Genomic DNA, 26,384 nt, shown 5'->3' on the forward strand with positions numbered 1-26,384 from the left:
GTGGCCAGCGGCGTTCATCGCCAGTTCCTTGCGGCGCTGCTGTGCCTGTGGCTTGCGCTGGCAGGCGTCCACGCCCACGCCGCCGGGACGCCCGGCTCCATCGACATAAGCTCGGCCGAGGCCACGCTCGAACCCGATGGCCTGCCGGCGCAGAGGCGCCAGGTGCAACTGCCCTTTCGCTGGGACCACGAGTTTCCCGGCCTCGGGGGCAAGGCGACCTACCGCATCGACCTGCCTGCCGCCGCAGTGCCGGCCGACGAACCCGCGGCCCTGCTGATGTCGGGTGCGGGCAACCAGGTGGCGATCTCGTTCAACGACGCGCTGGTGGCCAGTTTCGGCACGCTGGGCGTGCCGAAGCACGACGCGACCAAGAGCAACCTGCTGGTTCCGGTTCCGGCCGTGCTGCACCGTACGGGCCAGCCACAGTCGCTGGTCGTGCGCACGACCATCCAGCGCCAGCGTGGCGCGGGGCTGGCCAGCGTCCAGTACGGCACCGAGGCCTCGCTCGCGGTGCTCTATCGCGAGCGGCAAGGCTGGCGCAACACCTCGGCCATCGTGTATGCCGTCAGCCTGCTGCTGATGGGCGGCATTGCCGGTGGCCTGTGGCTGCGCCAGCGCGATGCGCTCTACGGCTGCTTCGCGCTGGCCGCGCTCTCGGGCGTGGCGCGCAACCTCGACCGCGTGTGGCCCGACGTGCCGATCCCCTGGCCGCTGTGGGGCGCGGTGGTGGCGGTCTGCTACGCCTGCCACATCGGGCTGATCGCTCGCTTCGTGCTGCTGGTGCTCGAGCGCAACCCGCCGTGGCTGGTGCGATCGATCCACGCCGCGCTCGCGCTGTCGGTCACGCTGGCCTGTGCTTCCTTCGCGTTTGCGCGGCCTTCGCTGTGGACTGCCGGCCTGGTCGTCCTGCAGCTGACCAGCATCGTCTGCCTGCCCTACGTGGTGTACGGCGCGCTGGTGGATCGGCGGCGCATTGCGGGCGTGCTGATGGCAGCGGGCACGCTGGCCATCCTGGCCGGCGCGCACGATCTGCTGCTGGTGCGCATGGGCCTTTTCGGCGGCGCCGACTTCACCCTGACGGCGCACGCGATGTTCTTCTTCGTGATGATCCTGGCCGGCCTCGTGGTCGAGCGCTACAGCCGCACAGTGGCCGACTACCGCGCGCTCAACACCAACCTCGCGGCCCGCGTGGCGGAGCGCGAAGATCAGCTGCGCAACGCTTTCGAGACCGTGCGCCAGCAGCATCAGGAGCAGGCCGTGCTGCTGGAGCGCCAGCGCATCATGCGGGAGATCCACGACGGCGTGGGCTCGCAGCTCGTGGGCCTGCTCAACGTGGTGACGCAGGCCAAGCCGGACCGCGCCGTGATCGAGGAGCACGTGAAGCTCGCGCTCGACGAAATGCGCATGGCCGTCGATTCGCTGCAACCCACGCACGACGACCTGCCGACCGTGCTGGCCACCCTGCGCTACCGCCTGCAGCCGCGGCTCGACGCAGCCGGCATCGAACTGGCGTGGGACGTGGAGGTCATTCCGCCGCTGGAGCCCTTCGCCGCACGGGCAGCCCTGCAGCTGCAGCGCATCCTGCTCGAAGCCTTCACCAACGTGCTCAAGCACGCGGCCGCCACGCGCATCGTGATGCATGCGAGCTGGCATGGCAACGAGAAGCCGTCGCTGGTGCGCATCGTGCTCACGGACAACGGACGCGGCCTGCCGACGGCGCCAGCCGGTGGTGGGCACAGGGGACACGGCATTGCGAACATGCATGCGCGAGCCCAGTCCATCGGCGCGCGGCTGCAGATCGAAACGGTGGACCCCGCAACCGGGGGAGCGCGCATGCAGCTCGACTGGCCCTGCGCACGGGCCTGAGGAGCGCCTTCTTTCAGCGCAGCGCGAACGCCAGCGTCACCGCCCCCAGCGCCAGCAGGCCGAGGCCGGCGATGAAGACCATCTCGCCCCAGGCTTCGAGCCGCGCACCCGACCTGCGGGCGCGCATCGAGATGAAAGACAGCAACGCGCTGGCCAGGAAGACCAGCGCGTCGACGGCCAGCAGACGATCGATCAGCAGCCGCATGTCGTCGCGCGGCCCGAGGTGCCCGATCGACATCACGGTCATGCACACGCCGATCATGGTGGCCGACGTGGGCAGGATGTGCGCCGAGAGGCCGCCGGCCGGCGAGCGTTCGTGGACCACTTCCAGCTGCAGCTTGCCTGGCGGCTTCATCGGGCCGTCGTCCCTTCGATCAGCCGATGCGAACCGGCACGAAGATCTTGTCTTCGCCGCGCTGGATCAAGAGCGCCACCGACTTGTTGCTGGCCTTGGCCACCACCTCGCGCACCTGCTCCACGCTCTGCGCGGGCGTGCCGTTGATGGCCAGCAGCACGTCACCCGCCTGCACCCCGGCCTGCGCCGAGGGACCGGCCGCGTCTTCGATCAGCAGCCCGTTCTCGACAGCGGCCTCGCGCTTTTCCTGCGGCTGCAGCGGACGCAGCGCCAGGCCCAGCTTGCCCTGGCCCACGTCGGCATCTGCCTTCGCGACCTTGGCGGGCTTCTCGCTCGCATCGCCCAGCTTGGCCTGCAGCTCCTGGCGTTCGCCCTGGCGCCACACTTCGAGCGTGACCTTCTTGCCCGGCGCCTGCTGGCCGATCACCGCGGGCAAGTCGCCCGAGGACACGATGGCCTGGCCATCGACCTTGCGGATCACGTCGCCCGCCTTCAGGCCCGCCTTGTCGCCGGGGCCGCCCTTCTCGATGTTCGAGACCAGCGCGCCTTCGGGCTTGTCGAGCTTGAACGAATCGGCAAAGGCCTGGTTCACTTCCTGCACCGCCACGCCGAGCCGGCCGTGCGTGGCCTTGCCGGTCGCGACGATCTGGTCCTTCACCTGGATCGCCACGTCGATCGGAATGGCGAACGACACGCCCTGGTAGCCGCCGCTGCGGCTGTAGATCTGCGAGTTGATGCCGACCACCTCGCCGCGCGTGTTGAGCAGCGGGCCGCCGGAGTTGCCGGGGTTCACGGCCACGTCGGTCTGGATGAAAGGCACGTAGCTGTCGTCGGGCAGCGAGCGGCCCTTGGCGCTGACCACGCCGGCCGTCACGGTGTTCTCGAAGCCGAAGGGCGAGCCGATGGCCAGCACCCATTCGCCGACCTTCAGGTCCTTGGTGTTGCCGAGCGCGAGCACGGGCAGGTTCTTGGCGTCGATCTTGAGCACTGCGATGTCGGTCTTGGCGTCAGCGCCCAGCACCTTCGCTCGGAATTCGCGGCGGTCGGTCAGCTTGACGGTGACTTCCTTCGCATCCTTCACGACGTGGGCGTTGGTGATGATGATGCCGCTGGGGTCGACGATGAAGCCCGAGCCCTGCGCGCGCACCGGCACTTCGCGCTGCTGCTGTTGCTGGCCGCGCGGGTTGATCTGGCCCTGGAAGCGGCGGAAGAACTGGAACATCGGGTCATCGGGGTCGACGCCCTGGATCTCGGCGGCAGCCTCGTCGTCGGAAGCCTTCATGGTGCCGGTCACGCTGATGTTGACCACGGCCGGGCCATCGCGCGAGGTGATGGTCGAGAAGTCGGGCAGCGTGACCATGGCCGCGGGCGCCACGGCGGTGGCATTGGTGGTCGGCGTGCCCACGGCACGGGCGCTGGTGTAGGCACCGGCACCAACGGCACCGATCACACCCGCGCTCGCCAGGGCAATCACCAGGGCGCGGGGCGAAGTCAGACGGGAGTTCATTTGTCGGTTCCTTTCAGGGCGCTTGGGCGCCAAAACGATGAAAGGAATGTCGTCGGTCTGACTTAAGCGCCGCTTAAACGGCGCGGCCCCTGCAAAGGAAGCTCAGGCACGCGCCGGAAAGCGCACGAGCACGCGCAGGCCCCCGAGGCTGGGCGACTGGTCGAGCGCTACCGTCGCCCCGTGCAGGTCGGCAATCGACTTGACGATGGCCAGGCCCAGGCCGCTGCCGGGTGCCTGCGTTTCGCCCGAGCGATAGAAACGGTCGAGCACGCGCTCGCGTTCGTCGGGCGGCAGGCCCGGCCCGCTGTCGTCCACGGTGAGCTCGGCCGCGTCGCCCTGGCGGGCTATGCCGATGTCGACCCGGCCCTCGATGGGCGTGTACTTGATCGCGTTTTCGAGCAGGTTGCGCAGCAGCATGCGCAAGGCCTCTGACTGACCATCGACCACGGCCGCATCGGCATGCGCGATGCCGATGTCGATGCCACGCGCCTGCGCGGCCGCAACCGCATCGGACACCGCGAGCCGCGCAACCTCGGACAGGTCGACCGGCTCGGGCTTGGCGCCGGCCGCCATGCTGGCCTCGTGCCGGGCCAGCGCGAGCATCTGCTCGACCAGCCGGGTGGCGCGGTCGATGCCCGCCACCAGGCGGCTCACGGCGAGGTCGCGCGACGCATCGTCAGGCGCGCGCTGCAAGCCCTGCACCTGCAGCTTCAACGCGGCCAGCGGCGAGCGCAACTCGTGCGCGGCATCGGCGACGAAGTGCTTCTGCGCATCGAAGGCGTGGCGCACGCGGTCGAAGAGCAGGTTCAGCTCCTGCACCAGCGGGCGAACTTCCTCGGGCAGGTTTTCCTCGCTCACCGGCGACAGATCGTCGGCCTGGCGCGATGCCACCTGTTTGCGCACGCGCGCCACGGGGGCAAGCGACCGACTCACGACCCACCACACGACCAGCATCAGCAGCGGCGCCATCAGCGCCACCGGCGCAATGGTGCGCAAGGCCAGCGTGCCGGCCATGTGGCGCCGCGCCGCCATGTCTTGCGCTACCTGGATCACCAGCCCGCGCGTCTGCATCGAGAACACGCGGTAGGTGGTGCCGCGCGCGTGCACGTCGGCAAAGCCCAGCACCGCGAGTTGCGGCAGCGCGGCCTCTTCGGCGGATTCGAAGATGCGCACACCTTCAGCGGTCCACACCTGCACGACGAAATCGAAGTTCTGTTCCCCCGTGCCGATGCCGCCGACCGCCGCACTTGGCGGAAGGCCCGCACGCAACGAGAGCGCCATCTGCTGCATGTGGTAGTCGAAGATGTCGTCCGCCTCGGCGAGCACGGTGCGGTAGGCCACCAGCGCCTGCGCGCCCGCGGCGAGCACGATGGCCGCCAGCAGGAACCACAGCAGCCGCGCGCGCAGCGATCCGGTCAGCGCCCTCTTCATACCTTCGGCACCATGTAGCCGACGCCTCGCACATTGCGAATGAGTTCGGCGCCGAGCTTCTTGCGCAGGCCGTGCACATAGACCTCGACCGCATTGCTGCTGATCTCGTCCTTCCAGCTGTAGAGCTTTTCCTCGAGCTGGGCGCGCGACAGCACCATGCCGGGCCGCGCGAGCAAGGGCTCCAGCACGGCCCATTCGCGTGCCGACAGCACCACCGGCTGGCCGGCCACCGTGACCTCGCGCGTGGCCGGGTTGATGCTCACGCCCATGTGCTCGTACACCGGCTCGGCGCGCCCTGCCGCCCGGCGCAGCAAGGCGCGGATGCGGGCCAGCAGTTCGTCGAGGTCATAGGGCTTGAGCACGTAGTCGTCAGCGCCGGCATCGAGGCCTTCGATGCGTTGTTGCACCGAGTCGCGCGCGGTGGCAATCAGCACCGGCATGCGCTGCTTGCGTGCGCGCAGGTTGCGCAGCACTTCGAGGCCGTCGCGCCGCGGCACGCCAAGGTCGAGCATCACGAGGTCGTATTGCTGGGTGCGCAAGGCCGATTCGGCGGCTTCGCCGTCTTTTACCCAGTCCACTGCGTACTGCTCAGCGCGCAGCAGGTCGAGTACAGCCTCGCCGATCATCACGTCGTCTTCTAGAAGGAGGAGTCGCATGGTTGTGTCCGTTTCGGGGGTTCGAGGCGCGGGCCACGGCCAAAGTTCAGATCAGAGCAACGAACGCACTTCACGCGCGGCCTCGAAGAGCAGCGGCAGCATGTCCCGCTGCAGGGTCTCTTCCTGATAGCGCGTGCCCGACAGCACCACATTGAGCGCGGCCACCGTGTGGCCCTGCATGTCGCGCAGCGGCACCGCCAGCGCCTGCACGCCGAGCTCGTGTTCCTCGCTGGCAAAACAATAGTCGTCCTTGCGCGCGCGGGCAATCAGCTGCCGCAGGCCGCGTGCCTGCGTCACCGTGTTGGGCGTGAGCCGCGCGAGGTGACGGCCCTTGAGCCACTGCGTGAACTGGGTCGGCGCCAGCGCCGCCAGCAGAACACGGCCGGTGGAGGTGGCATGCGCAGGCAGCCGTGCACCGAGGTGCAGGCCATAGGCCAGCACGCGCGTCGGCGTGCCGTAACTGCCGCTGCGAGCGACGATGACCACCTCTTCTCCGTCGAGCACCACCGCCGAGAACGACTCGCCGGTCTGCGCCGCGAGCCGGTTCAGCGTAGGCTGCAGCGCGCGCGGCAGACGCGACGATGCGAGATAGCTACCCGAGAAGCGCAGCACCTTCGGCGCCATCCAGAAATAGCTGCCGTCGGTTTCCAGGTAGCCCAGGTGGGCCAGCGTCAGCAGATGCCGGCGAGCCGCGGCGCGCGTGAGGCCGGCGCGCTCGGCGGCCAGCGTGGCATTGAGGCGCTGGCGCTCGGTATCGAAGCTTTCGAGCACCGCCATTCCCTTGGCGATGCCCTCGATGAAGTCGGCTTTGGCGATGGTCATGCGTCGGTGGTTCGTCGTCCGGTCGAAGTGTTGCGCGATCATCGCGCACGCGTTCGCATGATCGCACAGAGCCTCGCGAGCGTCCGCCACAGACGCCCGCATGCGCCCTACGCTCCACGAAACCCTCTCGGAGACACGAACATGCGCACCCAGGTCGCGATCATCGGCGCCGGCCCCGCCGGCCTACTGCTCGGGCAGCTTCTGCACAAGGCTGGCATCGACAACGTCATCGTCGAACGCCAGAGCGGCGACTACGTGCTGGGCCGCATTCGCGCCGGCGTGCTGGAACAGGTCACGATGGACCTGCTGGCGCGCGCCGGCGTTGACGCCCGCGCCAAGGCCGAGGGGCTGCCGCACGAAGGCATCGAACTGCTGTTCAAAGGCGCACGCCATCGCATCGACATGCACGGCCTCACGGGCGGCAAGCAGGTGACGGTGTACGGCCAGACCGAGGTGACGCGCGACCTGATGGAAGCGCGCACGGCCGAGGGGCTCACCACCATCTACAGCGCGGCGAACGTCAGCCTGCACGACTTCGATTCGGGCAAGCCGCGCGTGCGCTACGAGAAGGACGGCCAGACGCACGAGATCGAATGCGACTTCATCGCCGGCTGCGACGGCTACCACGGCGTGAGTCGCGCGAGCGTGCCGGCCGATGCGATCCACACCTACGAGAAGGTCTACCCCTTCGGCTGGCTCGGTGTGCTGGCCGACGTGCCGCCGGTGTCGCACGAGCTGATCTACGCGAATACCGAACGCGGCTTCGCGCTGTGCAGCATGCGCAGTGCCACGCGCAGCCGCTACTACGTGCAAGTGCCAACTGAAGAGCGCGTGGAAAACTGGAGCGACGAGGCCTTCTGGAACGAACTGCGCGCGCGCCTCGACCCCGAAGCACGCGAACGGCTGGTGACGGGACCTTCGCTCGAAAAGAGCATTGCGCCACTGCGCAGCTTCGTCGCCGAGCCGATGCGCTTCGGCTCGCTGTTCCTGGCAGGTGACGCGGCGCACATCGTGCCGCCTACCGGTGCCAAGGGGCTGAATCTGGCGACTGCCGACGTAGGTTATCTCTCGCGCGCTTTCGAGATCTTCTACAGCGAGAAATCAGCCTCAGCGCTGGACCGCTACTCCGACCTGTGCCTGCGCCGCGTCTGGAAGGCCGAGCGCTTCTCGTGGTGGTTCACCTCGCTGATGCACCGCTTTCCGGAAACGGGCGCCTTCGGCCAGAAGATCCAGGAGGCCGAGCTCGACTACCTGGTGCATTCGACCGCTGCCTCCACCGCGCTGGCGGAGAACTACGTCGGCCTGCCGCTGGAAGACTTCTAGGCGGCCGCCGAAACGGTGCGCCCTTCGAGCGTGGCCTTCATGGCCGCCCCGCCCTGCTCCATCATCGGCCCGATATAGGCCGCCATGGCGTCGGGCAGCACGTCGGTGATCCAGACGAAGCGCGAACGGCCCGCGCCTTCCTCGAACACCTGCGCCGTTGCGTGGTGATGCGCGGCCTGCCCGCCGGTGACGGTATAGGCCAACCGGCGATGAGCATCGTCGATGCCTACCAGCACCTCGCGCGCGACAAGCCCGTTGGCGAAAGTGAGGTTGCGGGCACCCTCGGCATCGATCATGCAGCCGGTGAGAAAGCCCGGCGCCAGCCGCGTATGCACTGCGCTGAAGTCGCGCAACGCATCCCACACATGGGCTGCATCCGCCTCGACGATGAATTCCTTGTAAACCGTGGCCATGGCGAACCTCGCTTCAGGGGCAGACAGCTTCGACGTTGTTGCCGTCGGGGTCGATGAGAAAGGCCGCGTAGTAGGTCGGGCTGTAGTCGGGTCGCGGGCCTGCGCCGCCGTTGTCGGTGCCGCCCGCCTTCAGGCCGGCCTTGTGAAAGGCCGCCACGGCCTCGTGGTTCGACGCGCGGAAGGCGATATGGGTGCCGGGCCCTTTCGCTCCCTTGGCCGCATAGAGCCACAGCGCGGGCTCGTCGGCCGGGCCGATGCCGGCATAGCTGTCGTCGTGCGGGCCCGGCACGTGGCCGAGCGGTGCGAGCGCGGCTTCGTAGAAGCGGCGGCTCGCGGCGAGGTCTTTGACTTTCAGTCCGATGTGGTCGTACATGATGGCTTCCTGCTCGATGGATGGATCAGGCGGTCATCATGGAAGAGCGCGGCAATGCGGTCTTGGAAAATCTTGCGGTCGCCCTGGGCCGCCTTGCGGAAGCTGCCGGGCGACACGCCGGCTGCGCGGTGGAAGGTGCGCACGAAGTTGCTGAGGTCGGCAAAGCCCACGTCGAGCGCGACCTCGGTCACGGGCCGGCTGTCGTCGTCGGCCAGCAGGCGCGCGGCATGCCGAAGGCGCGAGCGCACGAGGTACTGGTGCGGCGTGACGCCCAGCACCTGCGAGAACAGCCGCAGGAAATGGAAGGAACTCAGGCCGGCCTCGGCAGCCGCGCCGTCGAGGCCGATGTCGTGCTGCGAGTGGGCGTCGATCCACATCGCGGCATCGACCGCGCGGCGGCGGTCGCGTGGCACAGCGACAGGTGCTGTCTTGGGCTTGGTCTGATCGGACACGACTTCAACGAAACGGCTCGCGAACCACATGCCCAGTTCGTCCAGGCCCACGTCGCTCTGCCCATCGGCCGCGGCCTGCGCGAGCTCGCCGATGACCACGAGCTCGGCCAGGGGCGGCAGGCCGCCGGTGCGCCAGGTCTTCCGGTCACCGCCGATCAGGTCGACGAAGCCCGGCGACAGGTGAAAAGCCAGGCACTCGTCGCCGCAGACATGGTGGTCGTGCGTGCAGACGTATTCGTCGCCCGGGCAACCGACCAACACCGAACCGGCGACCAACTCGTAGGCATGGCCCCGCGTGCGGTAGCCGAAGCTGCCCTTGCGCACGTACGAGACCGAATAGCCTTCGTGCAGCTCGGTGAAGGGCTGCGCGTCGGGACCCGCGTCGCAGCGGTAGCTGGAGACGCGGATCGGGTCGGTCTGCAGTTCGGTGGTGACGAGCATGGACGGCGCCTTTCTGTCCCACGGAAACGATTGCTCAATCGACCGTTTGCATGGCCTGCCACACGCGCGCAGGGCTCAGCGGCATGTGCAGGCGCGGTGCGCGCGTGGCGAGGCCGTTGCGCGCGAAGGCGTCGGCCACCGCATTCACGATGGCCGGCGTGGCGCCGATGGTGCCGAGCTCGCCCACGCCCTTCACGCCCAGCGGGTTGTTCTTGCAAGGCGTCGATTCGTCCATCTCCATGTTGAACATGGTGTCGACGATGTCGGCACGCGGGGCCGCGTAGTCCATCAGGCTGCCGGTGACGGGCTGGCCGGTTTCGTGGTCGTACACCACCTGCTCGTAAAGCGCCTGCCCGATGCCCTGCACCGCGCCGCCTTCGAGCTGGCCGCGCACGATCATCGGGTTGATGACGCGGCCCACGTCGTTGACCGAGCTGTAGGCCACCACACTGATTTCGCCGGTGGGCGGATCGATCTCGATCTCGCAGATGTGGCAGCCATTGGGCCAGGTCGGACCGGCCACGGTGCTGGTGGAGTCGACGAAGATTTCTCGCTCGGGCTGCTTGGCGGCGAGCGCGAAGAGGTCGAGTTCGAGGTCGGTGCCGGCCACGTTGAAGATGCCGCGGCTGTAGACGATGTCGTCGATGGAAGCTTCGAACTCCTGCGCGGCCAGTTCGCGCGCCTTGTCGATGGTGCGCTCGGCGCCGATGCGCACGGCCGAGCCGCCGGTGAACAGCGAGCGCGAACCGGCGCTGCCGAAGCCGTCGCCGCGGTCGGTGTCGCCGAGCACAACACGCACCTTCTCGATGGGCACGCCGAAGGCATCGACCGCCAACTGAGCCAGCGAGGTCGCAATGCCCTGCCCCATGGCATTGACGGCGGAGAACACCTCGATCACGCCATCTGCCTGCACCGAGACCGTGACGCGCTCTTCGAACACGTTGCCGCCGGTCCATTCGAGAAACGTGGCAATGCCCAGGCCGCGGTGCTTGCCCTTGCTGGCCGACTCGGCCGCGCGGGTCTCGAAGCCCTGCCAGTCGGCGAGCGTCAGCGCCTGGTCCATCACCGACTCGAAGTTGCCGGTGTCGTAGGTCTGCGCCATCGGGTTCTTGTACGGCATCTGCTCGGGGCGGATGAAGTTGCGGCGGCGCAGCACGATGCGGTCGATGCCGGTCTGGCGCGCGGCCTCGTCCATCAGCCGCTCGATGGTGAAGATGGCCTCGGGGCGGCCAGCGCCGCGGTAGGCGCCGGTGGGCGCGGTGTTGGTGAGCACCGCCTTGAAATGGAAGTCGATGGTCTGGATGTCGTAGACGCTGGTCTGCACCCAAGGGCCAATCAGCAGCTGGATCGCGACGCCGGTGCCGGTGGCGTACGCGCCGACGTTGGCGAGGGTCTTGATGCGCAGGGCCAGGATCTTGCCGCTGGCGTCGAGCGCCATTTCGGCGCGCGCCTCGATGTCGCGGCCGTGCGCACTCGAAAGAAATTCCTCGCTGCGGTCGGCCACCCACTTCACCGGTCGGCTGACTTGCAGCGCGGCGAAGGCGACGGCGATGTCTTCGGGATAGGCGCCGGTCTTCATGCCGAAGCCTCCACCGACGTCACCCACCACCACGCGCACCTTTTCCTTGGCAAGGCCGATGGCGGCGCAGACGGAATCGCGAACGCCGGAGGGCATCTGCGTGCTCATGCGGATCATGAGGCGGCCAGTTTCGCCGTCGCGCACCGCAAGCACGGAGCGCGGCTCGATCGTGAGAGCGACCACGCGCTGGTTGTTCACGTCGAGCGCAACGACGTGGCTGGCCTTGGCGAAGGCGGCGATCGCGGCCTCGCTGCTGCCGTGGCGCATTTCGGCGGCTACGTTGCCGGAGGCCTCTTCGCACAACTGCGGCGCGCCATCGGCGGTGGCGCTTGTGAGGTCGACGACCATGGGCAGATCTTCGTAGTCGACCACGATGGCTTCGGCCGCATCGCGTGCCTGCTGCACTGTGTCGGCCACCACGGCGGCCACCGCCTCGCCTACGAAGCGCGTGCGCTCGTGCGCGATGGCGTAGCGTGGCGGGCTGGCGCTGTCGCTGCCGTCCGCACGCTTGAAGCCCGCGGCGCCCGGCATGGGCTTGACGCCAGCCTCGGCCATTTCCGCGCCCGTGATCACACGCAGTACGCCGGGCATGGCGGCGGCGGCACTGGTGTCGATCGAGACGATGCGTGCGTGCGGGTAGGAGGATCGGAGGAAAACGAGATGCGCCTGATCGGGAAGCGTAACGTCGTCGGTGTAGCGGCCGGCGCCTGACAGCAGGCTTTCGTCTTCGAGGCGGCGTACCGCCTGGCCGCTGCCGAAGCGCGTGGGATTGGGTTCAGTGGTCAACGTACGTGGTCCTCTTGTGCTCATCCCCGGCGTATGTGCGGGCCTGCCTGATTTGCGTGGGTCTGCGAATGCAAGCTGCGCACTATAGGGTTTCCGGCGGGTTTTGTGGTGCCGTGGTGTGTGAGCCGAACCCTTGTGGCGGTGTCGGCAGTGTGCGATTTTCGCCCAACTGGATTGGAATTTGCGAAGCCGTGTATACCTACGCCCATGCGACAACTGCCCTGGCTCGAACCCGGAGATGCTCTGCCCGATCCTGCATCGGCCTGGGGCGTGACCGACCCCGTCCCCGGCTTGCTGGCGGCCGGCGGCGCACTCGATGTCGATACTTTGATGCAGGCCTACGGCAACTGCGTCTTCCCGTGGTTCAGTGAAGACCAGCCGATCCTCTGGTGGAGCCCGGACCCTCGCATGGTGCTGCAGGTGGCGCAGTTCAAGCTGCACCGCTCGCTTCGCAAGACCCTCACGCGCTTCGCGCAGACGCCGGGCTGCGAGGTGCGCATCGACCACGATTTCGCGGCCGTCATCAAGGCCTGTTCGGGCTCGCCGCGCGTGGGCCAGTCGGGCACGTGGATCGTGCCAGACATGGTGAAGGCCTATACGAATTTGCACCGCGCCGGCCACGCCCACAGCGTCGAAACCTGGATCGACGGCGAACTCGCGGGCGGGCTCTACTGCGTTTCGCTGGGCTGCGCGGTGTTCGGCGAGTCGATGTTCACCCGCCGGCCGGACGCTTCGAAGATTGCGCTGGCCGCGCTGGTGTCGCTGTGCCGGCATTCCGGCGTCCAGATGATCGACTGCCAGCAGAACACCGCCCACCTCGCGAGCCTCGGCGCCCACGAGATGGCGCGCAGGCGCTTCGTCGCGCACGTGGCCAGGGCGCGACAACAAGAGGGCCCACGGTGGCGATTCGACCCCGTATACTGGTCTGAACTCCTTTCCGCGCGACCTCTTTCCCCGACGTGACGCACCTCAAGGACCTCCCGCTTCACACGCTGCAGTTCTACGCGACGGCGCCCTACCCCTGCAGCTATCTGCCGGACCGGCAGGCCCGCTCGCAAGTGGCCACGCCCAGCCACCTGATCCACAACGACGCTTATTCCGACCTGGTGCTCAGCGGCTTCCGGCGCAGCGGCATGTTCACCTACCGGCCCTATTGCGACGGTTGCCGCGCATGCATCCCGCTGCGCGTGCTGGCCAACGACTTCCGTCCCACGCGAAGCCAGCGGCGTGCGGTGAAGCAGCATGCCGACCTGCAAGCCCGCGTGCTCAAGCTGTGCTTCATGCCCGAGCACTACCAGCTCTACCTGCGCTACCAGAACGGTCGCCATGCGGGCGGCGGCATGGATCACGACAGCATCGACCAGTACACGCAGTTCCTGCTGCAGAGCCGGGTCAACTCGCGGCTGGTGGAGTTTCGCGAAACGCTGCCCGACGGCAGCGCCGGTGCGCTCAAGATGGTGTCGATCCTCGATGTGCTGAACGACGGCATCTCGGCCGTCTACACCTTCTACGAACCCGAGACCAGCGCGGGCTACGGTACTTACAGCGTGCTCTGGCAGATCGAACAGGCCCGCAAGCTGGGGCTGCCGCACGTCTACCTCGGGTACTGGATCGAGCATAGCCCGAAGATGAACTACAAGGCGCGCTTCTCCCCGCACGAAGTGTTGGTGGATGGACATTGGCAGGCGCCGAGCAATTTCACAAGGTAAAATGGCGCCCGGTCATCACCGCAAAGCGCCATGAGAAAAAACCAATCCGACATTCCCGCCGTTCCCGTGATCCAGGTGATCGAGCGCATGTTCGCGCTGATCGATGTCCTGGCATCCCGCGAGGAGGCCATTTCGCTGAAGGAGATCAGCGAAAAAACCGGGCTGCACCCGTCGACCACGCACCGCATCCTCAACGACCTGGCGGTCGGCCGTTTCGTCGACCGGCCCGAAGCCGGCAGCTATCGGCTGGGCATGCGTTTGCTGGAACTGGGCAATCTGGTCAAGGGCCGGCTCAACGTGCGCGACGCCGCCCTGGGCCCGATGCGCGAGTTGCACAAGCTGACGCAGCAGCCCGTCAACCTGAGCATGCGCCAGGGCGACGAGATCGTGTACATCGAGCGCTCCTATAGCGAACGCTCAGGCATGCAGGTGGTGCGCGCCATCGGCGGCCGAGCTGCCCTTCACCTCACCTCGACCGGCAAGCTGTTCCTGGCGGCGGACGATCCGCAGCGCGTGCGCAGCTACGCCACGCGCACGGGCCTTGCCGGCCACACGCGCAACAGCATCACCCAACTGCCGGCACTGGAGCGCGAACTGTCGAAGGCGCGCCAGTACGGCATTGCCCGCGATAACGAGGAGCTGGAGCTGGGCGTGCGCTGCATGGCCGCCGGCATCTACGACGACCAGGGCAAGCTGGTAGCGGGCCTGTCGATCTCCGCACCGGCCGACCGGCTGGACGAGGGCTGGCTGCCCAAGCTGCAGGCCACGGCCAATGAAATCTCGGGCGCGCTGGGATTCAAGGACGGTACGGCTGCGACGCCGTCGCCTTCAGGCAGCACCCCGCCAGCGGGCGCCTGACCCGGGACCCACGCCCAAAAGCAAACAGGCCCTGTGAAGGGCCTGTTTTCGTTACAGCCTGCGGTTGACCAATCAGCCTGCGACCTGATAGGCAGCATTGCGCGACGAAGCCGCCGGCGAACCGACGGAATGCGTAGCCTCAACCCAGCGGCGAACCCGCTCGGCGTCTGCGATGCGGCTGAACTTGCCGGCCGAATCCAGGAACACCATGATCAGCTTGCGCCCGGCGACCTTCGCCTGCATCACAAGGCATTGGCCAGCTTCAGAGATGTAGCCCGTCTTCTGCACGCCGATTTCCCAATCGGGGCTCTTCACGAGGCGGTTGGTGGTGTTGAACTGCAGCACGCGGTTGCCGACTTCGACCTGGTATTCAGGCGATGTGGACAGCGAACGCACCGTGGCATCGGAATAGGCGGCATTGACCAGCAGCGCCAGGTCTTGCGCGCTCGACTGATTGCTGCTCGACAGGCCGGTGGGCTCCACGTAGCGCGTGTCCTTCATGCCAAGCATCTTGGCCTTGGCGTTCATGATGCTCACGAAGGTCGTCAGGCCACCTGGGTAGGTGCGGCCCAGCGCGTGCGCGGCGCGGTTTTCGCTCGACATCAGCGCCAGGTGCAGCAGTTCGCCGCGCGACAGCGTGGTGCCAACCGTCAGGCGCGAGCTGCTGCGCTTTTCGGTGTCGACGTCGTCCTGCGTGATGGTGATGAGCTCGTCGTTCGGCAGATGGGCTTCGCTGATGAGCAGGCCGGTCATGAGCTTGGTGAGCGACGCGATCGGCAGCACGGCATGGTCGTTCTTGCTGAACAGCACTTCGTGGGTGTCCTGGTCGATGACCAGCGCGACGCTCGACTTCAAGTCGAGCACGTCTTCCGTGCCATGCAGGCCGGCCATCTGGCCAAAGGACTGACGGGGGGGCGCCTCTACGACGCGAACCACCGAGCGGCGCTGCACGGCCACCACGGTCTTGCCATTTCTCTTGTGGATGGTGGCCACGACGTTGCGGCCACCGCGAACGACCTTCTCGGCGCGCTCACTCTTCTCGGCACGGCCACCACGCTTGGCGACAACAACGGGCACGGGGCCACGCGCGGTCTTGGACGAAGCGGCGTTGCGCTTTACCTCGACCGGCACCGGACCCTTCGCCTTCTTGGCTACGGTGGTCTTGGCTGCAGCGGGCTTTTCTTTCTTCGCAGCCTGGGCGCCAGGCAGCAAAAACGCCGTGGCGCACAGCGCGACGGCGATGAATTTGAACGCGGGTAGAAACCGCTGGCTGGAAACTCGGCGTAGACGGGCTTCGGGCATTAATAAATCTCCAGCGGCGACAAACGAGGACCGCAGTGTATCCAAATCAAAAAAAGCACGCAATATCAGTTACTTGCATCCTCTTCTTCAATCGAATACCAAGGATCGCCTGAAAACCTAACCTTGTGCTGCAACTCTCTCAGCTTGACTCTGTAACCTATTGAGCGCACTCAAATAAGCCTTTGCCGAAGCAACCACGATGTCCGGGTCTGCACCCACACCGTTGACCACCCGCCCTGCGTTTTGTAACCGGACTGTAACTTCTCCTTGGCTTTCCGTCGAGCCACTGATGGCATTTACAGAGTAAAGAACCATCTCGGCGCCGCTTTTTACATGCGACTCGATGGCCTTCAGGGAAGCATCAACCGGGCCATTCCCGTCGGATTCACCGGTGACTTCCTTGCCCTGGACGGTGAACACGACCTTCGCCTGGGGGCGCTCGCCGGTTTCGCTGTGCTGGGAGAGAGAGACGAAAGCAAACTGCTCACCAACGTTCGACACCTCTTCCGCGCTGACGAGCGCGAGGATGTCCTCGTCGAAAATTTCGGACTTGCGGTCGGCCAGCTCCTTGAAGCGCAGGAACGCGGCATTGATGTCGCCTTCGCTGGCCATGGTCACGCCCAGTTCCTGCAGGCGCTGCTTGAATGCATTGCGACCGCTGAGCTTGCCCAGCACGATCTTGTTGGCCGTCCAGCCCACATCCTCGGCACGCATGATCTCGTAGGTGTCGCGCGCCTTGAGCACGCCGTCCTGGTGAATGCCCGAGGCATGCGCGAAAGCATTGGCGCCCACCACTGCCTTGTTGGGCTGCACCACGAAACCGGTGGTCTGGCTGACCATGCGGCTCGCGGCCACGATGTGCTGCGTGTCGATCCTCAGGTCGAGCCCGAAGTAGTCCTTGCGGGTCTTCACCGCCATGACGACTTCTTCGAGCGAGCAGTTGCCCGCGCGCTCGCCCAGGCCATTGATGGTGCATTCGACCTGGCGCGCGCCGCCGATCTTCACGCCAGCCAGCGAGTTGGCCACGGCCATGCCGAGGTCGTTGTGGCAATGCACCGACCAGATCGCCTTGTCGCTGTTGGGAATGCGCTCGCGCAGCATCTTGATGAAGTTGCCGTAGAGCTCGGGAATGGCATAGCCGACGGTGTCGGGCACGTTGATGGTGGTGGCACCCTCGTTGATCACGGTTTCGAGCACGCGGCACAGGAAGTCCGGGTCGCTGCGGTAGCCGTCTTCGGGGCTGAACTCCACATCAGCCATCTGGTTGCGTGCGAAGCGCACGGCCAGCTTGGCCTGTTCGTGCACCTCGTCGGGCGACATGCGCAGCTTCTTTTCCATGTGAAGCGGCGAGGTGGCAATGAAGGTGTGGATGCGTCCGCGGGCCGCGCCCTTCAGGGCTTCGGCCGCGCGAGCGATGTCGCGGTCGTTGGCGCGCGAGAGGCCACACACCGTCGAGTCCTTGATGGCATTGGCAATCGCCTTCACAGCCTCGAAGTCGCCATTCGAGCTGGCGGGAAAGCCGGCCTCGATGACGTCGACCTTCAGCCGCTCCAGCAGCTTGGCAATGCGCAGCTTCTCGTCGCGCGTCATCGAGGCGCCGGGCGATTGCTCGCCGTCGCGCAGGGTGGTGTCGAAAATAATAAGTTGGTCGGTCATCGTGGGTCTCCGTTGTTCATCCCCCACGCGCACCCGACCAAGGTCGGCGCGGCAGCGTCAGGCGACTTCAACCGCCGATTGTGCTCCGTGCGCGCCCCGGGTCCGTGCACGCTGCACGCCCGAAACAATCGCTTTCAGCGACGCCGTGATCACGTTCGCATCAATACCCACGCCGAACAGCGTCTGGCTTTCATCGACGCGCAGCTCCAGGTAGGCCACCGACTTCGCGTCGGCACCGGCGCCAATGGCGTGCTGGTGGTAGTCCATCACGCGCACCGTGTGGCCGGTGGCCTTGCTCAGTGCCTGCGTGAAGGCATCGATGGGGCCATTGCCGCGGCCTTCGATGGTGTGGACTTCAGCATCCCACTGCAGATCGCCGCGCAGCACCACGGAGGCGTTGGCGCCCTCGCCTTCTTCCTCGATCACGCGGTTCTGCAAAGACTGCGCGGTTTCAATGCCGTACTCGCGCACGAACAGCTGCCAGAGGTCAGCGGCCGTGAGCTCCTTGCCAGCGACGTCCATCACACGTTGCACGGTCTGCATGAATTCCATCTGCAGCCGGCGCGGCATCTCGATGCCGTACTCGCTCTCGAGCAGGTAGGCCATGCCGCCCTTGCCGGACTGGCTGTTCACGCGGATCACGGCTTCGTAGCTGCGGCCCACGTCCTTCGGGTCGATGGGAAGGTAGGGCATGTCCCAGATGTCGCCTTCCTTGCGCGCGGCGAAGGCCTTCTTGATCGCGTCCTGGTGCGAGCCCGAGAACGAGGTGTAGACGAGGTCGCCCACATACGGATGGCGTGGATGTACCGGGATCTGGTTGCAATGCTCGACCGTGGCGCGGATCTCGTCGATGTTCGAGAAGTCGAGCTCAGGCGAGACGCCCTGCGTGTAGAGGTTGAGCGCGACGTTCACGAGGTCGAGGTTGCCGGTGCGCTCGCCATTGCCGAACAGACAGCCTTCGATGCGCTCGGCGCCAGCCATCAAGGCCAACTCGCCAGCGGCGGTGCCGGTGCCGCGGTCGTTGTGCGGGTGCACGCACAGCACGATGGAGTCGCGGCGCGCGAGGTTGCGATGCATCCACTCGATCATGTCCGCGAAGATGTTCGGCGTGGAGTGCTCGACCGTCGTGGGCAGGTTGACGATGCACTTGCGCTGCGGCGTCGGAGCCCAGACTTCGGTCACTGCATCGACCACGCGCTTCGAGAACACGACGTCGGTGCCCGAGAACATTTCGGGCGAGTACTGGAAGGTCCACTGCGTGTTCGGCTGCTTGGCGGCGAACTCGTTGAACATGCGCGCATGGCTGCTGGCGAGTTCGACGATCTGGTCTTCGTCCATGTTGAGCACCACGCGGCGCATCACGGGCGCGACGGCGTTGTAGAGGTGCACGATGGCGCGCGGAGCGCCCTGCAGCGATTCGAAAGTGCGCGCAATGAGGTGGTCGCGCGCCTGCGTCAGCACCTGGATCGTCACGTCGTCGGGGATGCGGTCTTCCTCGATGAGCTTGCGCACGAAGTCGAATTCGACCTGCGAAGCCGAGGGAAAGCCGACTTCGATTTCCTTGAAGCCGATGGCCACGAGGGTTTCGAACATGCGCATCTTGCGCGCGATGTCCATGGGCTCGACCAACGCCTGATTGCCATCGCGCAGGTCGGTCGACAGCCAGATCGGCGCCTTGGTCAGCACGGCATCGGGCCAGGTGCGGTCCTTGAGGCCGATCGGGGCGAATGCGCGGTATTTGCTTTGAGGTTGCTTGAGCATGTCGATTTCTCTGAGATGGTTGGTGATCAACCAGCAACCCCAAAAACAAACGGCCCGTTGCTGGTGCGAACGGGCCGTGGTGAGGGATTTGCGCGTGCGCTACCGTCTCCGCCCGTGAGGGAGGGCTAGTAGAGCCAGCAGCGAAATCTTGGTCATGAGGGTTGCGAATGTAGCACAAGCCACCGGGTCAGTTGTGCAAACCCCGTTCGTCGGGCTCTTCCGTCGAGGTGCTGATCACACTGACCGGCTGCCCCTTGGCCTTGCGCCATGCATAGACCACGTAGCCGCTCAGGCCGTAGATGACGAACAGGCTGAACAGCACGGTCGGCGGATGGATGTTGATGACGGCAATGCCCAGCGCGATCAGCACGATCACCGCGAAGGGCACGCTCTTCTTCATCTGAATGTCCTTGAAGCTGTAGAACGGCGCGTTGGTGACCATCGTCAGGCCCGCGTACAGCGTGAAGCCGAAAGTGACCCAGGTGATCTGCGTCCACGAGAGATACAGCACCTCGCCGCCGCGCTTGCCCCATTCGTTCACGAGCCAGATGAAACCCGCCACGAGCGCAGCGGCCGCGGGCGACGGCAGGCCCTGGAACCAGCGCTTGTCGACCACGCCGGTGTTGACGTTGAAGCGCGCGAGCCGCAGCGCCGCGCAGGCGCAGTACACGAAGGCCGCAATCCAGCCCCAGCGGCCCAGGCCCTTGAGCGACCATTCGTAGGCGATGAGCGCGGGCGCCGCACCGAACGACACCATGTCGGACAGCGAATCCATCTGCTCGCCGAACGCGCTCTGCGTATTCGTCATGCGGGCCACGCGCCCATCCAGGCTGTCGAGCACCATCGCGGCGAACACACCGAGCGCCGCGAGGTCGAAGCGCGCGTTCATGGCCATCACGACCGAATAGAACCCGCCGAACAACGCCGCCAGCGTGAACAGGTTCGGCAGGATGTAGATGCCTTTGCGGCGTTTGCGCGGCTGCACATCGTCGGGGAGCGTGTCGTCATGCATTGAATTTGCCTCCGTCCCTCATGGGCACTGCGCGAGCAGCTATCCATTCGATAGCATCTTGATCTTTGAATCGCATGGCTCGCAGTGTAGTTCAGGGGCTGCGTCGCCCCCGTCAAACAAAAGGGCCACCGCAACGGGTGGCCCTTGGGAAACGGGTGCCGAAGCACCCTCCTGGCTCGCAGATCAGTTGCGGGTCTGGTCGACCAGCTTGTTCTTCTTGATCCAGGGCATCATCGCGCGCAGCTTTTCGCCGACGACTTCGATCTGGTGCTCGGAGTTCAGGCGGCGGCGGCTGATCAGCGTGGGAGCGCCGGCAGCGTTTTCCAGCACGAAGCTCTTGGCGTATTCACCGGTCTGGATGTCCTTCAGCACTTGCTTCATGACCTTCTTGGTCTCTTCGGTCACGACGCGCGGGCCGGTGACGTACTCGCCGTATTCGGCGTTGTTCGAGATCGAGTAGTTCATGTTGGCGATGCCGCCTTCATAGATCAGGTCGACGATCAGCTTGAGCTCGTGCAGGCATTCGAAGTACGCCATTTCGGGCGCGTAGCCGGCTTCCACCAGCGTTTCGAAACCAGCCTTGATCAGCTCGACCGTGCCGCCGCACAGAACCGCTTGTTCGCCGAACAGGTCGGTCTCGGTTTCTTCGCGGAAGTTGGTCTCGATGATGCCGGCCTTGCCGCCGCCGTTAGCGGTGGCGTAGCTCAGCGCGAGGTCACGCGCCTTGCCGGTCTTGTCCTGGTGCACGGCCACGAGGTGGGGCACGCCGCCACCCTGGGTGTACGTGCTGCGCACGGTGTGGCCCGGGGCCTTGGGAGCGACCATCCACACGTCGAGGTCGGCGCGGGGCTGGACGAAGCCGTAGTGCACGTTGAAGCCGTGCGCGAAGACCAGCGAAGCGCCTTCCTTGATGTTCGGCGCGACGTCGTTCTTGTAGACGTTGGCGATCTGCTCGTCGGGCAGCAGGATCATCACGACGTCGGCGGCCTTCACGGCATCGGCGACTTCAGCGACCTTCAGGCCGGCCTTCTCGACCTTGGGCCACGAAGCGCCACCCTTGCGCAGGCCGACCACGACCTTGACGCCGCTGTCGTTCAGGTTCTGCGCGTGCGCATGACCTTGCGAGCCGTAACCGATGATTGCCACCGTCTTGCCCTTGATGAGGCTCAGGTCCGCGTCTTTGTCGTAGTAAACCTTCATGTGTATCTCTCCTAAAAAATCTCGAGCACCCGTAGCGGGATGCATTTCACTCAGAGGCCGGAGGAATTCCGGTCCTTCATTTGCTGGTTGATGGACACGAGGCTGTCGTGGATGCGGAACAGTACGATGAGCAATTCGCTGTAGATGCGAACGCCGATGGTGCCGAAGATCAGGACCGTGAAAGCCGGCAGGTACTGACGCTGGTACAGCGCCGCCACCGCAAGGACGATCACACCCAGCAGGCCGAGAAAGTAGAGCCCCCGGACGATCGCCGGAGTCACCATCTTGTCGAAACCGAGCAGACCTCGCATCACTCTTGCCTCATGTGTGGATGAACGTATGAACTGAGGGCGCTTTCACCCTCCTACACGCGCAGGATGCGCTCGCCGCGCCCGATGCCGCTGGCACCGGTGCGGACTGTCTCGAGGATAGCGCTACGTTCGATCGCTTCAAGAAAAGCGTCGTTCTTGCCGTGGTCGCCAGTGAGTTCAATGGTGTAGCTCTTGTCGGTCACGTCGATGATGCGGCCGCGGAAGATTTCCGCCATGCGCATCATCTCCTCGCGCTCCTTGCCGACCGCGCGCACCTTCACCATCATGAGCTCGCGCTCGGTATAGGCGCCTTCGGTCAGGTCGACGACCTTCACCACTTCGATCAGGCGGTTCAGATGCTTGGTGATCTGCTCGATCACGTCGTCTGAACCGGTGGTGACGATGGTCATGCGCGAGAGGCTTGCGTCCTCCGTGGGCGCCACCGTGAGCGATTCGATGTTGTAGCCACGGGCCGAGAACAGACCCACCACGCGGGAAAGAGCACCCGGCTCGTTTTCCAGCAGCACTGCAATGATGTGTTTCATGTTTGCGTGACTCCTCTTTTCGCCGCCCTCCCCCACGCACGGTAATGCGTGGGCTCGGCGGGCAATAGATTCGTCAGTAAAGAGTTGAGCGAATGTTCCGCGGATCAGAGATCTTCGGAACCCAACAGCATTTCGGTGATGCCCATGCCGGCCTTCACCATCGGGAACACGTTTTCGGTGGGGTCGGTGCGGAAGTCCATGAACACCGTGCGGTCCTTGAGCTTGCGTGCTTCGCGCAGCGCGGGCTCCACGTCTTGTGGACGCTCGATCAGCATACCGACGTGGCCATAGGCCTCGGCGAGCTTCACGAAGTTGGGCAGTGCATCCATGTAGCTATGGCTGTAGCGGCCGGAGTATTCGATCTCCTGCCACTGGCGCACCATGCCCAGGTAGCGGTTGTTGAGCGAGCAGATCTTGATCGGCGTGTTGTATTGCAGGCAGGTGGACAGTTCCTGGATGCACATCTGCACCGAGCCTTCGCCGGTGATGGTGAACACTTCCGAATCGGGCTTCGCGAGCTTGATGCCCATGGCGTAGGGAATGCCCACGCCCATGGTGCCCAGGCCGCCTGAATTGATCCAGCGACGCGGCTCGTCGAAGCGGTAGTACTGCGCAGCCCACATCTGGTGCTGACCCACGTCCGACGTGATGTACGCGTCAGCGTCCTTGGTCATGTTCCAGAGGGTCTCGACCACGTACTGCGGCTTGATCACGTCCTTGTTGCCGCGGTCGTACTTCAGGCAATCGCGCGAGCGCCAGGCCTCGATGGTCTTCCACCAGTCGGCCAGCGCGCCAGCGTCGGGCTTGGTGGTGCTCTCGCGGATCATCGAGATCAGTTCGGTGAGCACGTCCTTCACGTCGCCGACGATCGGAATGTCGACCTTCACACGCTTGGAGATGCTCGACGGATCGATATCGATGTGGATGATCTTGCGTTCGTTCTGCGCGAAGTGCTTGGGATTGCCGATCACGCGGTCGTCGAAGCGCGCACCCACGGCCAGCAGCACATCGCAGTTCTGCATCGCGTTGTTGGCTTCGATGGTGCCGTGCATGCCCAGCATGCCCAGGAACTTGCGGTCGCTCGCCGGATAGGCGCCCAGGCCCATCAGCGTGTTGGTGACCGGGTAGCCGAGCATGTCGACCAGCGTGCGCAGTTCGTTGCAGGCGTTGCCCAGCAGCACGCCGCCGCCGGTGTAGATGTAGGGGCGCTTAGCAGCCAGCAACAGTTGCAGCGCCTTGCGGATCTGGCCGCCGTGGCCCTTGCGCACCGGGTTGTACGAGCGCATCTCGACCTTGTCGGGATAGCCCGTGTAAGGGACTTTCTTGAACGAAACGTCCTTGGGCACGTCCACCACCACGGGGCCCGGCCGGCCGCTGCGTGCAATGTGGAAGGCCTTCTTCATCGTCATGGCCAGATCCTTCGGATCCTTGACGAGGAAGTTGTGCTTGACGATGGGGCGGGTGATGCCGACCGTGTCGCATTCCTGGAAGGCGTCGAGACCGATGGCAGCCGTTGGCACCTGGCCCGAGATGATCACCATCGGGATGGAGTCCATGTACGCCGTTGCGATGCCGGTGACCGCATTGGTCAGGCCTGGACCGGAAGTGACCAGTGCCACGCCGACTTCGCCGGTGGCGCGCGCATAGCCGTCGGCTGCGTGAACAGCGGCCTGCTCGTGACGCACCAGCACGTGCTGGATGGTGTCCTGCTTGTAGAACGCGTCGTAGATGTAGAGAACCGCGCCGCCGGGGTAGCCCCAGACGTACTGGACGCCTTCGGCCTGCAGTGCCTTGACCAGCACTTCAGCGCCCATGAGTTCTTGCGTCGGGTTGCCTGCGCCTGAGGACGCGGCTGCTGCGGAAATGATTTCCGCCTTGGAGATTTCCATGATCAACCTTTGTTTATTTCGGGAACGAAATACCTTGGGTGCCCCTTGCCAACCCTTGTGAGGTCGCGCCAGGACTTGAGGCCAAAGCCATGAGCGGACTGATGTTCCGCCGGACCGTGACCCGTTTGCCTTTTGACTTGCAGGGCGGATTATGACATTTCCGGGCGTTCAGATTCGCTTCAGCTGCCTTGTAAAGCTACAAAGGCATAATCCGCGGCGGTAAACATACGCGATCGCTAGACCCTCTTCCCCACGCGGCGCGCCCTGCGCGCCCCCTCTCGCTTGGCCACTGAACAAGAACTCTCCGACTTCCTGAAAAGCGTTGAACGACGCGCTTTCAAGCGCTCGGTCTACCACGTGCGGGATGAAGAAGCGGCCCTCGATATCGTGCAGGACAGCATGATGAAGCTGGCGCAGCACTACGGCGACAAGCCCGCGGCCGAGTTGCCGATGCTGTTTCAGCGCATCCTGTCGAACTGCACGCTCGACTGGTTCCGCCGCCAGAAGACCCGGCGCGCCCTTTTCTCCAACCTCAGCGATTTCGACTCGGTCGACGACGACGGAGATTTCGACTTGCTGGAGAACTTCGTCTCGCCGACCGACTCTAGGGAATCGGAGAGCGCCGAAGACACGACCCGCCGCGCCCAGATCTTCCACGAGATCGAGGAACAGATCGCAGCACTGCCGGGCCGTCAACGCGAGGCTTTCCTGATGCGTTACTGGGAGGAAATGGACGTCGCAGAGACGGCCGCTGCGATGGGCTGCTCCGAGGGCAGCGTCAAAACCCATTGCTCGCGAGCCGTTCACGCTCTGAGCAAGGCGCTCAAGGCCAAGGGAATATCGCTATGAACACTAAGGTTCCAACCTCAACATCCACCATCGCCGAAGACCAGTTCGGCCAGCGTCTGGTTGCCCGCCTTTCGGCTGGTAACCGAGAGCTGCCGCACGACATCGGCGAGCGGCTGCGCGTGGCGCGCGCGCAGGCCGTGGCCGCGCGCAAGCAGCCCCCGCAGCTGCGGACTGCGCCCGTGGTGGTGCAGTCGGGCCATGCGCTCACGCTGGGTGGAAGCTGGTGGACCCGCATCGGCTCCGTGGTGCCGTTGATTGCGCTCGTGGCTGGCCTGATCACCATCAGCGTGATGCAGGACGACGACCGCGCCAGCGAGTTGGCCGAAGTGGATTCCGCGCTGCTGACAGGCGACCTGCCGCCCGCCGCCTATACCGACCCCGGTTTTGCCCAATTCCTGAAGGCCGACAACGCCTCCGACTGATTTTTCATCGACCGAATGCGACGCCGCTCCACCTCCAGCGCAAACACCCCCCGCCCGTTGCGCCCGCTCCCGGCGGGCGCAGTCGTTTGGGCAGGTGCGCTTGCAGTCGCAGCCTTTAGCCTGACGCTCGCCTGCGCTCAGCCTCCTTCCGAAGCAGCGATCAAAGCCGCGGCAGGCCCGGCTTCGGCAAGCTCCGCTTCGGCCACCAGCCCCAAGGCCATCTCGACGACCAAGCCTCTCTGGAGCGAACTCACAGCCGAGCAGCAGCAAGCCCTGAAGCCGCTGAACGCTCACTGGAATACGCTGAACGTCGGGCAAAAGAAGAAATGGCTGGCCCTGTCGCGCAACTTCGCGAGCATGTCGGCGGACGAACAGGCCACCCTGCACAGTCGCATGATCGAATGGACCGCCCTGAGCAATCAGCAGCGCGCCCAGGCCCGCCTGAACTTTGCCGAGGTCAAGCGCATTCCGGCTGACGAGCGCAAGGTCAAATGGGAGCAGTACCAGGCCTTGAGCGAGGAAGAAAAGCGCAAGCTCGCGGAACGCGCCCCACCCAAGCCACGCGGCGCCGCCATTCCCGTGCGGCCAGTCTCGTCCCAGAAGCTCGTGCCGGTGCCGGCCGTCACCCCCGGCGTGCAGCACACGCCCAGAATTCTGCTGGCCCCGCCGCCCGCCCCCACTGCCACACCGGCCACGATCATGGTGGCGTCGCCGCCGGAGCGCATACCTGCAGCGGCGACACCGGCGGTTTCCATCCTCCCCGCCGCGCCTGCCCCGTCCAGCATCGCTTCTCCACCGGTCCCGGCCGAAGCCCAGGTGCCCGCGCCGTCGTCGGCAGCCGAGCCATCCTCCCCTGCCCCCTGATC

25 protein-coding genes are annotated in these 26,384 nt (G+C 65.6%); 8 read left to right on the top strand and 17 right to left on the bottom strand.

The genetic code is table 11. From position 1 onward, the window contains the following. Positions 1-1,866 carry a sensor histidine kinase gene (locus NWF24_RS17060; RefSeq protein ID WP_258355197.1) on the top strand — a complete coding sequence of 622 codons (1,866 nt, stop codon included), beginning with the start codon at positions 1-3 and terminating at the stop codon, positions 1,864-1,866. A gap of 13 nt (positions 1,867-1,879) precedes the next feature. On the opposite strand, the gene NWF24_RS17065 is transcribed toward NWF24_RS17060, so the two are convergent. The 5 genes from NWF24_RS17065 to NWF24_RS17085 form a co-directional block, all read right to left on the bottom strand. Then, positions 1,880-2,221: a hypothetical protein gene (locus NWF24_RS17065; protein ID WP_258355198.1), complete on the bottom strand. Its 342-nt coding sequence runs from the start codon at positions 2,219-2,221 to the stop codon at positions 1,880-1,882. 19 nt (positions 2,222-2,240) lie between these two features. After that, positions 2,241-3,728, bottom strand: a complete 1,488-nt coding sequence (locus tag NWF24_RS17070) for a DegQ family serine endoprotease (RefSeq protein ID WP_258355199.1) — start codon at positions 3,726-3,728, stop codon at positions 2,241-2,243. A 102-nt stretch (positions 3,729-3,830) separates the two neighbouring features. After that, positions 3,831-5,159, bottom strand: a complete 1,329-nt coding sequence (locus NWF24_RS17075; RefSeq protein ID WP_258355200.1) for an ATP-binding protein — start codon at positions 5,157-5,159, stop codon at positions 3,831-3,833. Beyond that, entirely contained in the window at positions 5,156-5,815 is a 660-nt protein-coding gene (locus NWF24_RS17080; RefSeq protein WP_093054459.1) for a response regulator, read from the bottom strand. Before NWF24_RS17080 ends, NWF24_RS17075 begins: the two co-directional genes overlap by 4 nt. Before the next feature lie 51 nt (positions 5,816-5,866). Then, on the bottom strand, positions 5,867-6,637 hold the full coding sequence (locus NWF24_RS17085) for an IclR family transcriptional regulator domain-containing protein (RefSeq protein ID WP_093054457.1): 771 nt from the start codon (positions 6,635-6,637) through the stop codon (positions 5,867-5,869). 141 nt (positions 6,638-6,778) lie between these two features. On the opposite strand from NWF24_RS17085, the gene pobA reads away from it, so the two are divergent. Further along, a complete protein-coding gene (pobA, locus tag NWF24_RS17090) occupies positions 6,779-7,960 on the top strand; it encodes a 4-hydroxybenzoate 3-monooxygenase (protein WP_258355201.1) in 1,182 nt (393 codons plus the stop codon). Here pobA and NWF24_RS17095 read toward each other — a convergent pair. From NWF24_RS17095 to NWF24_RS17110, 4 genes are read right to left on the bottom strand one after another with little or no spacing between them, the layout of a single operon-like run. Beyond that, a complete protein-coding gene (locus NWF24_RS17095) occupies positions 7,957-8,373 on the bottom strand; it encodes an SRPBCC family protein (protein ID WP_258355202.1) in 417 nt (138 codons plus the stop codon). The two genes, pobA and NWF24_RS17095, sit on opposite strands and share 4 nt — an antisense overlap. A 13-nt stretch (positions 8,374-8,386) precedes the next feature. After that, positions 8,387-8,746, bottom strand: a complete 360-nt coding sequence (locus NWF24_RS17100; protein WP_258355203.1) for a VOC family protein — start codon at positions 8,744-8,746, stop codon at positions 8,387-8,389. Further along, a complete protein-coding gene (locus NWF24_RS17105; RefSeq protein ID WP_258355204.1) occupies positions 8,725-9,639 on the bottom strand; it encodes an AraC family transcriptional regulator in 915 nt (304 codons plus the stop codon). Before NWF24_RS17105 ends, NWF24_RS17100 begins: the two co-directional genes overlap by 22 nt. 34 nt (positions 9,640-9,673) lie before the next feature. Continuing rightward, positions 9,674-12,004, bottom strand: coding sequence for a xanthine dehydrogenase family protein molybdopterin-binding subunit (locus tag NWF24_RS17110; RefSeq protein WP_258355205.1), 2,331 nt, complete (start codon positions 12,002-12,004; stop codon positions 9,674-9,676). A gap of 207 nt (positions 12,005-12,211) precedes the next feature. Here NWF24_RS17110 and aat point away from each other — a divergent pair, with 207 nt between their 5' ends. The 3 genes from aat to NWF24_RS17125 are packed head-to-tail and all read left to right on the top strand — an operon-like array spanning position 12,212 to position 14,571. Beyond that, positions 12,212-12,967 carry a leucyl/phenylalanyl-tRNA--protein transferase gene (gene aat / locus NWF24_RS17115; protein WP_258355206.1) on the top strand — a complete coding sequence of 252 codons (756 nt, stop codon included), beginning with the start codon at positions 12,212-12,214 and terminating at the stop codon, positions 12,965-12,967. Beyond that, positions 12,964-13,713, top strand: a complete 750-nt coding sequence (locus NWF24_RS17120) for an arginyltransferase (protein ID WP_258355207.1) — start codon at positions 12,964-12,966, stop codon at positions 13,711-13,713. Before aat ends, NWF24_RS17120 begins: the two co-directional genes overlap by 4 nt. A gap of 30 nt (positions 13,714-13,743) precedes the next feature. Then, positions 13,744-14,571 carry an IclR family transcriptional regulator gene (locus NWF24_RS17125; protein WP_093054436.1) on the top strand — a complete coding sequence of 276 codons (828 nt, stop codon included), beginning with the start codon at positions 13,744-13,746 and terminating at the stop codon, positions 14,569-14,571. Positions 14,572-14,643: 72 nt separating this feature from the next. Here NWF24_RS17125 and NWF24_RS17130 read toward each other — a convergent pair whose 3' ends face one another. The 8 genes from NWF24_RS17130 to NWF24_RS17165 all read right to left on the bottom strand — a co-directional run bounded on the left by NWF24_RS17130 (position 14,644) and on the right by NWF24_RS17165 (position 24,247). Then, a complete protein-coding gene (locus NWF24_RS17130; protein WP_093054434.1) occupies positions 14,644-15,873 on the bottom strand; it encodes a serine hydrolase in 1,230 nt (409 codons plus the stop codon). A gap of 117 nt (positions 15,874-15,990) precedes the next feature. Further along, on the bottom strand, positions 15,991-17,529 hold the full coding sequence (locus NWF24_RS17135; RefSeq protein WP_258355208.1) for a 2-isopropylmalate synthase: 1,539 nt from the start codon (positions 17,527-17,529) through the stop codon (positions 15,991-15,993). Between the two features lie 57 nt (positions 17,530-17,586). Next, complete coding sequence (gene leuA / locus NWF24_RS17140) at positions 17,587-19,290, bottom strand: 2-isopropylmalate synthase (RefSeq protein WP_258355209.1); 1,704 nt, start codon at positions 19,288-19,290, stop codon at positions 17,587-17,589. Between the two features lie 187 nt (positions 19,291-19,477). Next, positions 19,478-20,302 (bottom strand): CDP-diacylglycerol--serine O-phosphatidyltransferase, encoded by an 825-nt coding sequence (gene pssA, locus NWF24_RS17145; RefSeq protein WP_093054430.1) that lies wholly within the window; start codon positions 20,300-20,302, stop codon positions 19,478-19,480. A gap of 183 nt (positions 20,303-20,485) precedes the next feature. Then, complete coding sequence (ilvC, locus tag NWF24_RS17150) at positions 20,486-21,502, bottom strand: ketol-acid reductoisomerase (RefSeq protein ID WP_093054428.1); 1,017 nt, start codon at positions 21,500-21,502, stop codon at positions 20,486-20,488. A gap of 50 nt (positions 21,503-21,552) precedes the next feature. Next, complete coding sequence (locus NWF24_RS17155) at positions 21,553-21,813, bottom strand: DUF4282 domain-containing protein (protein ID WP_093054426.1); 261 nt, start codon at positions 21,811-21,813, stop codon at positions 21,553-21,555. Between the two features lie 53 nt (positions 21,814-21,866). Further along, complete coding sequence (gene ilvN, locus NWF24_RS17160; RefSeq protein WP_007834236.1) at positions 21,867-22,358, bottom strand: acetolactate synthase small subunit; 492 nt, start codon at positions 22,356-22,358, stop codon at positions 21,867-21,869. A 104-nt stretch (positions 22,359-22,462) separates the two neighbouring features. Continuing rightward, positions 22,463-24,247, bottom strand: coding sequence for an acetolactate synthase 3 catalytic subunit (locus NWF24_RS17165; protein ID WP_258355210.1), 1,785 nt, complete (start codon positions 24,245-24,247; stop codon positions 22,463-22,465). Positions 24,248-24,529: 282 nt separating this feature from the next. Between NWF24_RS17165 and NWF24_RS17170 the strand changes: the two genes are divergently transcribed. From NWF24_RS17170 to NWF24_RS17180, 3 genes are read left to right on the top strand one after another with little or no spacing between them, the layout of a single operon-like run. Continuing rightward, positions 24,530-25,096 carry an RNA polymerase sigma factor gene (locus tag NWF24_RS17170; RefSeq protein WP_258355211.1) on the top strand — a complete coding sequence of 189 codons (567 nt, stop codon included), beginning with the start codon at positions 24,530-24,532 and terminating at the stop codon, positions 25,094-25,096. Next, positions 25,093-25,518 carry a DUF3619 family protein gene (locus tag NWF24_RS17175; protein ID WP_258355212.1) on the top strand — a complete coding sequence of 142 codons (426 nt, stop codon included), beginning with the start codon at positions 25,093-25,095 and terminating at the stop codon, positions 25,516-25,518. Before NWF24_RS17170 ends, NWF24_RS17175 begins: the two co-directional genes overlap by 4 nt. Before the next feature lie 57 nt (positions 25,519-25,575). After that, positions 25,576-26,382: a DUF3106 domain-containing protein gene (locus tag NWF24_RS17180; RefSeq protein ID WP_258355213.1), complete on the top strand. Its 807-nt coding sequence runs from the start codon at positions 25,576-25,578 to the stop codon at positions 26,380-26,382. Positions 26,383-26,384: the final 2 nt, after the last annotated feature.

Origin of the sequence: Variovorax paradoxus (assembly GCF_024734665.1) — a bacterium.
In the GTDB taxonomy this organism is placed as follows: Bacteria; Pseudomonadota; Gammaproteobacteria; order Burkholderiales; family Burkholderiaceae_C; genus Variovorax.

Bases quoted from the DNA above. Each gene is read 5' to 3' on its own strand.
- NWF24_RS17080 (WP_093054459.1), bottom strand. From the start codon at position 5,815: ATGCGACTCCTCCTTCTAGAAGACGACGTGATGATCGGCGAGGCTGTA.
- NWF24_RS17155 (WP_093054426.1), bottom strand. From the start codon at position 21,813: ATGCGAGGTCTGCTCGGTTTCGACAAGATGGTGACTCCGGCGATCGTC.
- ilvN (WP_007834236.1), bottom strand. From the start codon at position 22,358: ATGAAACACATCATTGCAGTGCTGCTGGAAAACGAGCCGGGTGCTCTT.
- NWF24_RS17070 (WP_258355199.1), bottom strand. From the start codon at position 3,728: ATGAACTCCCGTCTGACTTCGCCCCGCGCCCTGGTGATTGCCCTGGCG.
- NWF24_RS17065 (WP_258355198.1), bottom strand. From the start codon at position 2,221: ATGAAGCCGCCAGGCAAGCTGCAGCTGGAAGTGGTCCACGAACGCTCG.
- NWF24_RS17075 (WP_258355200.1), bottom strand. From the start codon at position 5,159: ATGAAGAGGGCGCTGACCGGATCGCTGCGCGCGCGGCTGCTGTGGTTC.
- pssA (WP_093054430.1), bottom strand. From the start codon at position 20,302: ATGCATGACGACACGCTCCCCGACGATGTGCAGCCGCGCAAACGCCGC.
- NWF24_RS17175 (WP_258355212.1), top strand. From the start codon at position 25,093: ATGAACACTAAGGTTCCAACCTCAACATCCACCATCGCCGAAGACCAG.
- ilvC (WP_093054428.1), bottom strand. From the start codon at position 21,502: ATGAAGGTTTACTACGACAAAGACGCGGACCTGAGCCTCATCAAGGGC.
- NWF24_RS17130 (WP_093054434.1), bottom strand. From the start codon at position 15,873: ATGCCCGAAGCCCGTCTACGCCGAGTTTCCAGCCAGCGGTTTCTACCC.
- leuA (WP_258355209.1), bottom strand. From the start codon at position 19,290: ATGCTCAAGCAACCTCAAAGCAAATACCGCGCATTCGCCCCGATCGGC.
- NWF24_RS17135 (WP_258355208.1), bottom strand. From the start codon at position 17,529: ATGACCGACCAACTTATTATTTTCGACACCACCCTGCGCGACGGCGAG.
- NWF24_RS17165 (WP_258355210.1), bottom strand. From the start codon at position 24,247: ATGGAAATCTCCAAGGCGGAAATCATTTCCGCAGCAGCCGCGTCCTCA.
- NWF24_RS17095 (WP_258355202.1), bottom strand. From the start codon at position 8,373: ATGGCCACGGTTTACAAGGAATTCATCGTCGAGGCGGATGCAGCCCAT.
- NWF24_RS17125 (WP_093054436.1), top strand. From the start codon at position 13,744: ATGAGAAAAAACCAATCCGACATTCCCGCCGTTCCCGTGATCCAGGTG.
- aat (WP_258355206.1), top strand. From the start codon at position 12,212: ATGCGACAACTGCCCTGGCTCGAACCCGGAGATGCTCTGCCCGATCCT.
- NWF24_RS17085 (WP_093054457.1), bottom strand. From the start codon at position 6,637: ATGACCATCGCCAAAGCCGACTTCATCGAGGGCATCGCCAAGGGAATG.
- NWF24_RS17105 (WP_258355204.1), bottom strand. From the start codon at position 9,639: ATGCTCGTCACCACCGAACTGCAGACCGACCCGATCCGCGTCTCCAGC.
- pobA (WP_258355201.1), top strand. From the start codon at position 6,779: ATGCGCACCCAGGTCGCGATCATCGGCGCCGGCCCCGCCGGCCTACTG.
- NWF24_RS17100 (WP_258355203.1), bottom strand. From the start codon at position 8,746: ATGTACGACCACATCGGACTGAAAGTCAAAGACCTCGCCGCGAGCCGC.